A 12,803-nucleotide genomic window follows, 5' to 3' on the forward strand; every position below is an offset into this window, starting at 1 on the left:
GCCATGCCGACCTTCGACTATCGCGCCGAGAACACCCGAGGCCGTCGCTGCAAGGGCCGCATCGAGGCCGACAGCCCGCGTCATGCCCGCCAGTTATTGCGCGAGCGTGGCCTGCTGCCCAGCGCGGTGCACGATGCCGGCGAGCCACGAGCGATTGGCCCTCGACAGACCGGGAGGCGCTTGAGCGCGGCAGACCTGGCGTTGCTGACCTTGCAGCTTTCCACCTTGGTCCAGGCCGGCCTGCCCCTTGAGGAATCCCTGGGCGCCGTGGCGCAGCAGAGTCAGAAGCGCCGCGTCAGCCATCTGTTGTCGGCGGTACGCAGTCGCGTCATGGAGGGCCATTCGCTGGCGACTGCTTTGCGGGCATTCCCCCAGGCATTTCCCGAACTGTTCTGCGCCACGGTGGCGGCGGGCGAGCAATCCGGTCACCTGGGCCAGGTGCTGGAACAACTGGCGAGCTACACCCAGGCGCGCCAGGCATCGCGCCAGCGCATCCAGCTGGCGTTGGTCTATCCGTTGATCCTGATGCTGGCCTGCGTGGCGATTGTTGCGTTCCTGTTGGGCTACGTGGTGCCGGATGTGGTGAAGATTTTCGTCGACAGCGGCCAGCCGTTGCCTTGGCTGACCCGAGCCATGATCGTCGTCAGTGATGGGTTACGCGCCTACGGCCTGCTGTTGCTCGGCGCACTGGCCGGGCTGCTCGGGTTGTGGCGCTGGAGCCTGCGCCAGGCGACGTGGCGTCTGCGCTGGCATCGTCTGGTGCTCCGGCTGCCGGTGCTGGGCGAAGTGCTGCGGGCGATGGAAGCGGCCCGGTTCGCCAGCACCCTGGCCATCCTCAGTAAAAGCGCGGTGCCGCTGGTGGAGGCGCTGCACATCGCCGCCCAAGTGATCGGCAACCTGACGATTCGCGGGCGCATGGCCGATGTCGCCCGTTCGGTCCGCGAGGGCGGGACCCTGACCCGTGGGTTGGAGCTCGGCGGGGACATTCCGCCGCTGATGCTGCACATGATCGCCAGCGGCGAGCGGGTCGGCGAACTCGACAGCATGCTAGCCCGGGCCGCCGAACAACAGGAGGCCAGCCTCGCGGCGCGCATCGCCCTGGTGGTGAGCCTTTTCGAACCGGCCATGTTGGTGCTGATGGGCGGCGTCGTGCTGCTGATCGTCCTGGCCATTCTCCTTCCTATCCTGAGCCTCAACCAATTGGTGAACTGACCCATGAAACCTGTAAACAACCCAGCGGCCCGCCATCAGCGCGGCTTTACCCTGATCGAAATCATGGTGGTGGTGGTCATCATCGGTGTGCTCGGCGCCATTGTCGTGCCGCAGTTCATGAGCCGGCCCGACCAGGCCAAGATCACGGCCGCCCGCACCGATATCCAGGCGATCTCCACAGCGCTGGAAATGTACCGTCTCGATAACTTCCACTACCCCTCGACCCAGCAAGGCCTGGAGGCGCTGAACAAACGCCCGTCCGGCACGCCCGCGCCCAGGAACTGGAACCCCCAGGGTTATCTGAAAAGCCTGCCGATCGATCCCTGGGGCACGCCCTACCAATATCTGAACCCGGGCTACAAATCCGCCGATGGCAGCTACGACCTGTTCTCGCTGGGCGCCGATGGCGTGCCGGGGGGCGATGGGGTTGCCGCCGACATCGGCAACTGGGTCCAATGAACATGGGCAGGTGTTGCCGGGGTTTCACGTTGCTGGAGCTGATGGTTGTCATTGTCCTGATGGGTGTATTGGCGGGCATGGTCAGCCTCGCCATGGGTCCGAGTCCGGGACGTGAGGCCCGGCAGCAGGCCCGGGACTTTATCCAGGTGGTGCAAGCGCTGCGCGAACGGGCGGTGCTCGATGCCCAGGAATACGGTGTGCGCTTGCAGCCTCGCGGCTATCAGGCGTTGCGCTTCGAGGCCGAGGGCTGGACAGCGGTGGCGAACCTGCAGCGCCTGCCCGGTGACCTGACGCTGGGGCTGGAACTGGACGGCCATGGGGTGGCCCTTGATGACGGGCAAGGCGCACCGCAATTGCTGATGCTCAGCAGTGACGAGATCAGCCCGTTCCGGTTGTCGATCAAGGTCGCTGGCCAGGCGTTCGTCCGGGTGTCGAGTGATGGTCTGGCGGAGCCGTCGATCGATGAATGACGCACGCAGGCTGGCCGCAGGTAGCCGAGGCTTCACCCTGCTGGAGGTCATGATTGCCCTGGCGATTTTCGCCACGCTGGCGGCGGCGGTGCTCTCGGCTGGCCAATTCGTGCTCAAGCAAAGCGTGAGCCTCGAGGATCGCCTGTTCGGTGCCTGGCTGGCCGATAACCAATTGAGCGAACTGCGCCTGCAAGCTGCGACGCCTCCAGGGCAACAGCAACTGACCCGGCGCCTGGATCGCCGGGACTGGACCGTGCAACAGCGTATCGCCCCGTCCCGCGACCCGCACCTGCTCCAGGTCGAGATCCGGGTCAGCCGTGCCGGCAGCCCGACAGTCGTACACCGCACCACAGGATGGATCGGTCATCGACATGAATAGACAATCGGGTTTCACCTTGTTGGAGCTGGTCATCGCGATCAGCATTTTTGCCCTGCTTGGCCTGGCCAGTTGGCGCCTGTTCGATGGCGTCGTGCGGACCCAGCAGGGCAGTGCTCAGCACGAACGGGACATCCGAGCCTTGCAGCGTGCCGTCGGGGTGATCGAGCGGGATGCGTGGCAGGCGGTTGCCGGCTCCATCAAATTGGCGTCCGGCCACCTGCAATTGCAGCGTAGCCACTGGCGCAACCCGCTGGACCAGCCGCGCAGCGAGCGGCAGACGGTCAGCTATCGGCTCGAAGGCGGCGCGTTGTGGCGTGACAGTCAGGGGGAAGGCAGCGTCGTCGTGCAGCAGCAGAAGTTGCTCGACGAGGTGCGTGATCTGAGCTGGCGCTTGTACGATTCGCAACGCGGCTGGCAGAGCGTGAACGCCCGGGATACTTCGCCGCTGGCGCTGGAGTTGACCGTGTCGGCGGGGCGCTTCGAACAGGTCCGCCGGGTGCTGCTGTTGCCAGGGGCGTCGCCATGAATCGGCAACGCGGCGTGGCGCTGATCAGCGTGCTGCTGGTGCTGAGCCTGGCGTTACTGCTGGTGGGCGGCATGTTGCGCAGTCATCGGTTGTTGCTGCACAGCAGCGCCCGGCAGTTGCAACAGATCGAGTCGCGGCAATTGGGGCTGGCCGGCGAGGCCTGGGCGCTGGCGGTGTTGCAAGGCAGTGCGCTGACCCCGACCGGTCCGGTTGACCTGAGCCAGGACTGGGCACTCCTCAAGCCCGCACTCGACCTGGCAGACGCTGAGCTGCATATCGACATCGAGGATCTGTCGGGACGCCTGAACCTCAACGCGTTGCTGACCCAAGGACAAATCGACCGAGTCACGCTGGGTCGCTGGGCACGGTTGCTGGAGCTGCTGGAACTGCCCGCGTTGTCCTTGCCCCAAGTCGGGGTGGTGCATGAGTTGAGTCAACTGCGCCTGTTGCCGGGTGTCGATGCGCAGGCGTTGCGCCGCCTGGAGCCATGGGTGGCGCTGCTGCCCAAAGATGCACGGCTGAATATCAACACCGCACCGCAGCTGATGCTGATGACCCTGGAGGGCATGGAGGCCGAGCAGGCCCAGGCGCTGGTCAGGCAGCGTCGCCACAGCCCGTACGCCAGCGTGCAGGCGTTCACCAACGACCCGTTGCTGTCTGGCCTGGGGCTGGCGAGCCATGGCCTTGGCGTGAGCAGCCGGTGGTTTCGCATCACGGTGAGTGTGACCCACGCCGACAGCCGCGTGCACCTGGCCTCCGACATCGAGCGCGACTCCGTCAGCGGACGCTGGACCGTTCGCCAGCGGCGTTTTCTACCTTCCCGTTCCAGTGAGCTTCCCTGATGAAAACCTGGCTTTACCTCACAGCCGAAGGCCTGGCTGCGCCCTCTGCCAACTGGCTCTGCTGTGTCTGGTCGCCCACCGGCGAACGCCGCTGCCTGCCCCTGCACGAAGCGGCGCACGAATTGAGCGGGCGGGCCGTCGATGTGCTGTTGCCGATGGAAATGTGCAGCGGCCTGCGCAGCGATCCCTGGCCTTCGCGGCGCAAGCCTCGGGCCCAGGCGCTGGCATTCGCTATCGAAGAGCAACTGAGTGAAAACCTGGAGGCTCTGCACATCAGTGTCGGCCCCCGGGACCGTCAGCAATGCTATCCGGTGCGGGTGATTCAGCGAGCCCGGTTCCAGGCGCTGCTGACACTGCTCGCCGAGCAGGGCATCGATGTGCGGGCGGTGCATGTCGATGCCGACCTGCTGCCCGAGGACAAGGCGTTCGGTGTGCGCTGGTTCGGCCGTTGGCTGTTGGGGGGCGCGTTGCCGGCCCCGGTGGCGCTGTCGGTCCGGACCCTGGCCGCGCTCAAATCCGGCCTGCCAGAGGATATTCACTGGCTGGACGAGGAGCGGGATCGCCAGGGTATCGATGAGTGGTTATTGAGCGCGCGCGGGCACCCCATCGACCTGTTGCAGGGGGAATTTCAGCGTCGGCGCCGACGCCTGCCGTGGCGGACCATGGCAGGCGTGGCACTGGGACTGGTGTTGCTGACCTGGGTGGCTGGCGAGGTCCGGGTACGGTTCATGGAAGGCGAAACCCGGCGCCTGTACGCGCAAAGCGAACAGCGATTCCGGACGCTGTATCCCGCACAGGAACGCATCGTCGACCTGGCAGCGCAGTTCCAGGCCTTGCAGAACCCGCGACGGCCACGCCAGCAAACCCAGGTCGCACGGTTGGTCCGATTGACGGAGCAAGTGATTGGCGCCAGCGATGTCGAGGTGCAGCGTATTGATTTTCGCGAAGGTGAGGGCTGGAAAATCCAGCTGACCGCCAGCAGCTTCATCGAGCTCGAACAGCTACGTGAGCGCGGGCTGCAACACGGTTTGCCCGTGACGTTAGGCAGCGCCAGCAAACAGGACAACCGGGTGCAGGCGACCCTGACGCTGGAGAACAGTTGATGGATTTCAAACAGTGGAAACAGGCCTGGGAGAAGGTTTCACCCCGTGAGCAACGACTGTTGCTGGGCCTTGCTGTGTCGTTGTTGATCATGGTGGGTTACACCTCGATCTGGCAGCCGATTCGACAGCGGCTGGAGGTTGCCGAGCGACATTATCGTCAACAGGCTGAACTGAGCGCCAGGATCCAGCGCGCCGAACCGGCCCGGGACACCCGTGTTGTCGCACGCTCGTTGTCGGTACGGGTCAACGACAGTGCGGCAGCGGCGGGGTTGGAAATAGCCGAGATGGAGCGTGACGGCGATTCGTTGCGACTGGCGGTGAGTGGTGATGCCGCCAGGTTGCTCGACTGGTTGGATCAGCATGAGCGGGAAGGGGCGGTATTGCAGTCCCTGACCTTGCAGGCGCGAGAGGGCGTGCTGGATGCGCGGGTGGAGTGGCGACAGGTCAATTGACGCCTTTCCATCTGCGCGTGCTAAACGGACAACCCGTGGCGAGGGAGCTTGCTCCCGCTGGGACGCGAAGCGGCCCTCGTTGAAGGGGCTACTGCGTAGCCCAGCGGGAGCAAGCTCCCTCGCCACGGGATCGCATGTTGACTCCGGATGGAGGTGCTTGTCGCGGCGCCTCTGTGATTCAAACCGGAGCATTACCTGGCAACAACGGCAACTTCGCCAGTTTCACCGCCACCCACAACGCCACCACCAGCAAACCACCGATGAACAGTCCGACGCCGTTCCAGCCTCCCAGGTGCCAGGCCACGCCGCCTGCCGTACCGGCGATGCTCGATCCGGCGTAGTAGCTGAACAGATAAAGCGATGAAGCCTGGCCCTTGGCCTTGAGGGCGCGACGGCCGATCCAGCTACTGGCGACCGAGTGGGCGCCGAAGAAGCCGAAGGTGAAGACCAGCATGCCGAGGATCACCATCACCAGCGGCGTGGCCATGGTCAACGCGAGGCCGGCCAGCATCAACGCGATGGTTGCCCAGAGCATTTTGCGCCGGCCCAGTTTGTCCGCCAGGGCGCCGACTTTCGCTGAGCTGTAGATGCCCGACAGGTACACCACCGAGAGCAATCCGACGTAGGCCTGATCCAAGTGATAAGGCTCGGCCAGCAACCGGTAGCCGATGTAGTTGAACAGCGTCACGAACGCGCCCATCAACACGAACGCCTCGAGAAACAGCAGCGGCAGCCCGGCGTCGCGAAAGTGCATGATGAAACCGTCAAGCAAGTTGCGCGGGTGCAGCGAGCGAGGCCGGAAGTTGCGCGACTCCGGCAGAACTCTCCAGAACACCGCCGCCGCGATCAGCGCGAGGCCGCCAATGACCAGCATCGCCGTGTGCCAGCTGACGAAATCGATCAAGACCCCTGCAATCAAGCGCCCACACATGCCGCCGATGGCGTTCCCGGCGATATACAGCCCCATCGCCAGGCCAATGTGCCGCGGGTGGATCTCTTCGCTCAGGTAGGTCATCGCCACCGCTGCCAGCCCGCTCAATGACAACCCCACCAGCGCCCGTAGCAGCAGTACCCCGTGCCAGGTCGGCATCATCGCACTGGCCAGTGTGCACAGCGCGGCGGCGAACAGCGCCGCGACCATTACCGGCTTGCGACCGATGCGGTCGGAAACCGGCCCGGTGACCAGCAGGCCGACCGCAAGCAGGCCGGTTGCCACCGACAGGATCAGGCTGCTCTGCGCGGCGTTGATCGAGAACTCCCGGGATAGCAATGGCATCATCGGCTGTACGCAATAGAGCAGGGCGAAGGTCGCGAAGCCACCGCAGAACAGCGCCAGCACCGTGCGCATGAACATCGGCGTACCTTTCTCGATGTAGATATCCTGCAGTTCGGCGCCAACTTCATCCTGCACTCGAGACGGGATTTCATGAGCCAGTGGAGCGACAGCAGTTTTCACGGTGGACCTCGCAAGAGCACGATCAGCAGGCAGTGAAAAAAGCATATAGCCGGCTAATATTTCTATCCAATATATTGTTCGACCTATTTAAGACGTTAGACGACCTATTGGATTGCCTCATGGAATTGCGTCACCTGCGTTACTTCATTGCCGTCGCCGAGGAACTGCACTTCGGCCGCGCCGCCTTGGCGCTGGGCATCTCTCAGCCGCCTTTGAGCCAGCAGATCCAGGCGCTGGAGCAGGAAATCGGCGCGCGGTTATTCGAGCGCACCAATCGTCGGGTCGAACTGAGCGAGGCTGGACGACTGTTCCTGGACGAGGCGCGACGGGTCCTGGCCCAGGTCGACAAGGCCGCCGATGTGGCCCGGCGTGCCCAACTGGGTGAACTGGGTGAGCTGAAAATCGGCTTCACCTCTTCGGCGCCTTTCAACTCCACCATCCCCCAGGCGATCTTTGCCTTTCGCCAGCGCTTCCCGGCGGTGCACTTGAACTTGCGGGAGATGAGCAGCACTCAAGTGGCCGACGCGTTGATGGACGACACGATCGAGGTGGGCATCATGCGCCCGTTGCCACTGCCCGACTCGTTGCAGGAAATCGAACTGAGCCGCGAACCCCTGGTGGCCGTGCTCAGCGCCAAACATCCCCTGGCCCAGGGCAACGACGCGGGCCTGTTCCTCTCGGCCCTGGCCGAAGAACCGTTCGTATTTTTCCCCCGCAGCTACGGCAGCGGCCTCTACGCCCAACTCTTGAGCCTGGCCCGCGACGCCGGCTTCAGCCCGCACTTCGCCCAAGAGGCCGGCGAGGCGATGACCATCATCGGCCTGGTCGCGGCAGGGTTGGGCGTCTCGGTGCTGCCGGCGTCCTACCAGCGCATGCGCATCGACGGCGTGGTCTACCGCCCCCTGCTCGACCCGGCGGCGGTGTCGGCGGTGTGGCTGGTGTTGCGCAAGGACCAGCGTTCGCCGATGGCGAAGGCGTTTGTGGAATTGCTGACCACAAACCCCTGAATGCTAGGACATCGTGTCGGATGAATGCGCAGGGCGCCAGAAGGCGCCCTTCGTAGTTTTCGTGTGTCTAACCCTCCCAGACAGTCGCCGATCGGTTGACGTGGTAATCATAGAACCCCTGCAGTATCCAGGTATCACCCTTGCGTTCGAACGCGGCGCGCCATGCGCTTCGGCCACTGCCAGCGGCCAGTTGGGCCATGTCGTACCAGTAATAGCGATTGATTCGTTTGGTGGTGGCCCTGCCGGCGCGGATGTCTTCCATGATTTCCCGTACTTTCGTTTTGGCTGCCTCAGGGAAGTTTGCATAGGACATCTGCGCTTCAGCCAGTGGGCTGGTGTCGACGGTGAACTTGTCCGGTGTCGCTACGGCGGGCGGTAGAACCGGCAAGGCGGTCTGTGGCTGGGCCCCTGTTACTTTATGGGTTTGGGCCTGCGTAACGATGTCGATATCGAACGGTTCGTAATTGGCAAGGGTGCTGCTGAACCGAGTAATCTCTTCTCCGGTCAGCAACATCACGTTGCGCTGTCTGATCCCTCTATTGGCAATGATATAAGGCACTCGATTATTCCTGATCTCCGTCAGTAATCCGGGTTTGTGCCTGCGCTGTTTCTCCTGCCTGAGCTCGGCAATCAGCTCATTGTAGTAGCCCTCCGAGTCGATGTATTTCTGTCGAGCGGCCAGGTCGTCCGGCCCGTCTCCGGGATAAAGCTCCTGGGCTCTGGCGGTCATTCTGGCTTCTACGACGTCCAGCATTGACCGGGTGTCATTGGCAATCTTGTCGATGGCGGCCTTTTTTCGGCTGCCTTTCGAAGTGAACGCCATGAATACCGCGCCGGTAATGTTATCGGTGATGACCGTAGTGTTTACCTTGATCCTGTCTTCGGTGAAGAACATGTTCTGATGGGAGAGTATCGTGTCGTATATCTTTATTTTCTGAGTGTCGCTCAGGGCTATGTTGGCTACGTTTGCTTCGATGTCTTTACTGCTGATCACGACAATGCTCCAGGTATTCATCTTGTCCAGCAGTTTTACGTGGAAGACTTTATGCCCGGACAGATTGCCTTGCCCCTGATTCAGGGCCCTTATCTTGGCGCGATAGGCATTGATGTCGACTGCACCGATATCGCTCATGCTTTCGCGAAGTATGCGTTCGGCAAGCGCTTCAGGCATGGAGTAAAAAATGTCCCTGGCGGTGTTCAACGCTTCGGGAGATGGGCTGCGATTCAGGACCAGCACCCCTTCCAGCAAGGCATTGCAGGTTTGTTGTCGTGGGGTTTCTGGAGCCCCACCGAGCAGGCTCTGGAACGCGCCGCCCCCGCGCAGCCGATGGCGCTCTTCGACTCGCCAGCCATCATTTTCCCAGACGACCGTTCGCTGGTTCGAGCGATTATCCGGTGCATAAATGATTTGTTCACCGGCCTGGACAGCCGTCTTGTAGTAGTCCTTGCCCAGGGTCAGATAGCCCTGGCCACTTGCGTCCCTGTACCGATGGCGGCCCTCGGGTATCAAGCCATGACCATCGAACCCCCGGAGCACGAAGGGCGCCAGATCCGGGTCCGGGATGCGCGGCAATGACGAAAGTGCCGGGCGAGCCTGGTTTCGGCGGCGTCCGGCGCGAGCCATGATCAAGTCCTGCCCGGCCTCGGCGATGACCTCTGCCAACCCGCCGATAAAGTCAGCAGCCCACTGGCGCAAGTTGCCGCCCTCATCCTCTATCGCCGAGACTGCCGCACCGCCCGCCATGGTGGGCAGGATCGCACGTCCCAATATGCCGCCCAGCCGGCCTGCCGGGAACATCGACATGGCCCCGGTCAACAGCATGACACCGTTGCGACGCCCTTCCCGGGCGGTTGCGCTGTCGCGCTCGGCATTGCTCACCGTCAACATTTGCGCTGTCTTGACCGCGTGGGAAACCTGGGTTTCATACAGCGCGTTGAACAGGTTCGTTTCCACGATGGGCGAAGCGATGTTCCTGGCGAAATCCTCCTGCGCCCGGTCTTTTGTCCAGGTGAAGACCGACTGCGTGACTTGCTTGAGTTTCTGCTCCAGCGTCAGGTTTTGTGCACCCGGCACCAGGCTGGCAAGCTGCCTCGCCTGCTCGAGCAGCGGTAGCTGCGAAATCAGCCATCGAGTCATTGGCGTCGTCGCAGTCAACGCTTGTGCCAGGGTGTTTTCCAACGTTCGAGCACTGCTCGCGTCGACATCCCGGAATACCTTGCCGTCCGGCGCCCCAGGCGTGTATAGCGTCAGCGAGGGACGGCTCGCCACCGACCTGACCCCGAACGCCAGTATTTCTTTCAACACGCTATCGCCCCAGCGCAACTGGCGGACCACCACCTCGTGGCCGCCAACCTTGGCGCGACCTGCCGCCGCAGGGCTGTCCAGCGCCGCCAGCACCAATTTCAACCCGGTGTTATCGCGGTCGTGCCGCAAGTCGCCGCCGATGTGAGCCGCCCACACCTGGGCTTGCATCTGCCGGGCTTTCACGGCCATCCATTGCGCCTGTGCCGGCCGGGTGGCCTCTTGCAGCTCGGTCGGCAGCCGGGTGCCGATATCAGCTCTTTCGATGACCTCGATAATCTGCGCAAAGCTCAGCGGTCCTTCGACGATGGGCTGTTCGACATTGCGCTCTTGCTGCGTGAGGTTGGACATCGCCCAGTCTGTCAGGGAGCGACGATCGTCGGTGATGCCTATGACGCTGCCTTGGGAAATGCCCGAGCCAAACGGCGAGCCACCGGTAGGCGAGTGCGGATCAATCAACTGTCTCCTGATATTCAGGGACACGTCTTCGGGGTCGACTGGCGCATAGCGCTCACGGATGAACCCGGCCAACAGCGTACGGGTCCGGGCCCGGAGGGCATCGGGGGTCGCCAGCTCCACCGGGTCGGGTATCGGAGGCGTATCGATGGCGATTTGCTGGAATGCCTGGGTCGCCCGCCACCACGCCACGCGGTCGGGTCCAACCACGTCCGGGTTTTGATGCAGCCAGGTGTCGAGCTGTTTCAGGTTCAGTCGCAACTCGCGTTCATCCATGACGCCCGCCAGGTCCAGTTGATCTCTCAGGTTCGCCGCCGCATCCAGCCGGCTCAACCAGGCGGTGATGTCCTCCGTTTCCGCTGGTCCGTCGAGCAAGACTCGGCTCACGGCGTTTTTCTGAAGGGTCCGTAAGTCCGTGACCAGACGGATGAGGAAACTTTCGGTGATCGGTGCGGCTTCGACTTCATCCTCGGGACTGGCGTCGCCTTTCAGGCTGGCCTTGAGTTCGCTGAGGCTTTCATACACCTGCAACGGCTCGCCCGGTCGGTACAACAGTGCGCCGCCCGGATCGGCGGCATTGTCATGCTGGGTCAGCGCCACGACGCCCGGTAACGGCACCTCGAAAGCCCATCGTTGCGGGGCCAGGCTCAGGCCGTAGACCCCCGGTCGCCGGTGCTCTTCCAGCCGAGCGCGAGCGTTCGCGTCCGGCGCCCGTAGCAGGCCCTCCGTCAGCGCCTTGTACATCGTCTGGGTCAGCCTGCCGTCGAGCCTGTGGAGGTCCGCCTGGGCCTTGAGTTGCGAGCCGAATTCCTCGGCCAGCCAATGGCTGATGCTGCTGCCCTGACGGGCTTCGATCGGTTCGTCCCAGAAGGTGTCCAGCGCCTGCGCCAGCCACTGGTCGACCTCTGTCGGTGTGATGCTGACCAGCCGTTCGATGGCTTCCTTCACCTTGCGCTGGTTCAGGATCGGAGACGTCGACGCGGCATTGCTCTGGTCGAGGACGACGTCGATGTTGTCCAGCTCGCTGAAGTACTCCCGGGCTTTCAACCTGCCGGCGATGACCTGCCAGAACAGGCTGTCGAGCGACAGGGTTTGCATCGCGGCGTGCTCGGGTGCGTCCTCGTCGGTTGATTGCAACCTGCACACCCATACTTGCCGGGCGGTGACGCTGGCGGGCAGGCTGGGGAATGCTTTGCCGAGTTCATCACGCAGGTGTTGCGCCACCACGTCCGAGAAGCCTGGCGTGGCCTCGGTCAGGCGAATCATCTGGTGCTGTGAAGTCTTCAACTGGTCGATCAGCGAGGCGCTTGGGTCGGTAGTGCTATCGGCTGGCTGTGAGTGGGGTGCTGACATGGGCTCTTCCTGAGAAATCCTTGGGAAGAGACAAGTTATGGAAACGGGTCGGCGGCAGGGCGGTACATAGATACCGCATGTAGCGGTGGGAGGGTGATCGGGGAGGACTTGCTTGCTGTGGTGCCGCTATCGTCGGATCGCCGCCCGGAGCAGGCTCGCTCCCACAGGGGAGGTGGTGTATGTGGATCCTGAGGACACCTCGAAACCAATGTGGGAGCGGGCTTGCTCGCGAATGGGGCGGGTCAGCTTGAATCATTGTCGGGTGTGGCGGCCCTTTCGCGAGCAAGCCCGCTCCCACATTTGGATCTTCAGCAGACAGGAAAGGGTTTTACTGCACCTTCGCCAGATCCCCTTTCAACGCAACCCCGGCCATGATCGCCCCGGCGTGGCATTCGTAGGTGGTGGGGTCCTTGCGCTCATTGCTCTTGTAGAAGCTGACGATGTTGGTGACGGCATTGGCGCCGGCATTCTTGGCGGCCTGGTGCAGGCTGATCAGGGCCGATTGCAGGACCCATTCACAGGCCACTTCGTCTGACTTGTTGAAGGCGTTGGTCTTCTTGTTGGTCACCGCGCCGGAGCTGATCACGGTGACGTTGCCGGCCGGTTTGTTGCCGGCCAGGTAGAACTTCACGCTGCCGTCGATCTTGCCGGTGCGGATGGCTTCGGCGACCACTTTGTCGAAAGGCAGGAACAGCGCGGTATCACGGGCCTGGCTGAGGCTCGGCAGGGCGCCGAGCAACAGGGCGGCGGTCACGGCGATTTTCTTTAACGACATTTGGGTCTCCT

General features: G+C 63.1%; 12 protein-coding genes. 9 read left to right on the forward strand and 3 right to left on the reverse strand.

What is annotated here, in order from left to right; genetic code table 11:
• The first annotated feature begins 3 nt into the window (after positions 1–3).
• Genes gspF through gspM form a run of 8 tightly spaced genes read left to right on the forward strand, consistent with a single transcriptional unit; the run spans position 4 to position 5,443 of the window.
• On the forward strand, positions 4–1,212 hold the full coding sequence (gspF, locus tag ACLEJQ_RS17655) for a type II secretion system inner membrane protein GspF (RefSeq protein ID WP_440796922.1): 1,209 nt from the start codon (positions 4–6) through the stop codon (positions 1,210–1,212).
• A gap of 3 nt (positions 1,213–1,215) precedes the next feature.
• Positions 1,216–1,671: a type II secretion system major pseudopilin GspG gene (gspG, locus tag ACLEJQ_RS17660; RefSeq protein ID WP_440796924.1), complete on the forward strand. Its 456-nt coding sequence runs from the start codon at positions 1,216–1,218 to the stop codon at positions 1,669–1,671.
• Between the two features lie 2 nt (positions 1,672–1,673).
• On the forward strand, positions 1,674–2,141 hold the full coding sequence (gene gspH, locus ACLEJQ_RS17665; RefSeq protein ID WP_440797076.1) for a type II secretion system minor pseudopilin GspH: 468 nt from the start codon (positions 1,674–1,676) through the stop codon (positions 2,139–2,141).
• Positions 2,134–2,520, forward strand: coding sequence for a type II secretion system minor pseudopilin GspI (gene gspI, locus ACLEJQ_RS17670; RefSeq protein ID WP_440796926.1), 387 nt, complete (start codon positions 2,134–2,136; stop codon positions 2,518–2,520). Before gspH ends, gspI begins: the two co-directional genes overlap by 8 nt.
• Positions 2,513–3,046 (forward strand): type II secretion system protein GspJ, encoded by a 534-nt coding sequence (locus tag ACLEJQ_RS17675; protein ID WP_440796928.1) that lies wholly within the window; start codon positions 2,513–2,515, stop codon positions 3,044–3,046. The genes gspI and ACLEJQ_RS17675 overlap by 8 nt, the downstream gene beginning before the upstream one ends.
• On the forward strand, positions 3,043–3,888 hold the full coding sequence (locus ACLEJQ_RS17680) for a type II secretion system protein GspK (protein ID WP_440796930.1): 846 nt from the start codon (positions 3,043–3,045) through the stop codon (positions 3,886–3,888). The genes ACLEJQ_RS17675 and ACLEJQ_RS17680 overlap by 4 nt, the downstream gene beginning before the upstream one ends.
• Positions 3,888–4,991, forward strand: a complete 1,104-nt coding sequence (gene gspL, locus ACLEJQ_RS17685; protein WP_440796932.1) for a type II secretion system protein GspL — start codon at positions 3,888–3,890, stop codon at positions 4,989–4,991. Before ACLEJQ_RS17680 ends, gspL begins: the two co-directional genes overlap by 1 nt.
• Entirely contained in the window at positions 4,991–5,443 is a 453-nt protein-coding gene (gene gspM / locus ACLEJQ_RS17690; protein ID WP_440796934.1) for a type II secretion system protein GspM, read from the forward strand. The genes gspL and gspM overlap by 1 nt, the downstream gene beginning before the upstream one ends.
• 178 nt (positions 5,444–5,621) lie before the next feature.
• Here gspM and ACLEJQ_RS17695 read toward each other — a convergent pair whose 3' ends face one another.
• Positions 5,622–6,878: an MFS transporter gene (locus tag ACLEJQ_RS17695; protein WP_440797078.1), complete on the reverse strand. Its 1,257-nt coding sequence runs from the start codon at positions 6,876–6,878 to the stop codon at positions 5,622–5,624.
• A 140-nt stretch (positions 6,879–7,018) separates the two neighbouring features.
• Between ACLEJQ_RS17695 and ACLEJQ_RS17700 the strand changes: the two genes are divergently transcribed.
• Positions 7,019–7,906 (forward strand): LysR substrate-binding domain-containing protein, encoded by an 888-nt coding sequence (locus ACLEJQ_RS17700; RefSeq protein ID WP_440796936.1) that lies wholly within the window; start codon positions 7,019–7,021, stop codon positions 7,904–7,906.
• 67 nt (positions 7,907–7,973) lie between these two features.
• Here the strand turns inward: ACLEJQ_RS17700 and ACLEJQ_RS17705 are convergent, their stop codons facing one another.
• Positions 7,974–12,017, reverse strand: a complete 4,044-nt coding sequence (locus ACLEJQ_RS17705) for a dermonecrotic toxin domain-containing protein (RefSeq protein WP_440796938.1) — start codon at positions 12,015–12,017, stop codon at positions 7,974–7,976.
• Between the two features lie 328 nt (positions 12,018–12,345).
• Positions 12,346–12,792 (reverse strand): excinuclease, encoded by a 447-nt coding sequence (locus ACLEJQ_RS17710; protein ID WP_440796940.1) that lies wholly within the window; start codon positions 12,790–12,792, stop codon positions 12,346–12,348.
• Positions 12,793–12,803: the final 11 nt, after the last annotated feature.

It is taken from the genome of Pseudomonas sp. SMV71, assembly GCF_052042015.1.
GTDB lineage: Bacteria > Pseudomonadota > Gammaproteobacteria > Pseudomonadales > Pseudomonadaceae > Aquipseudomonas.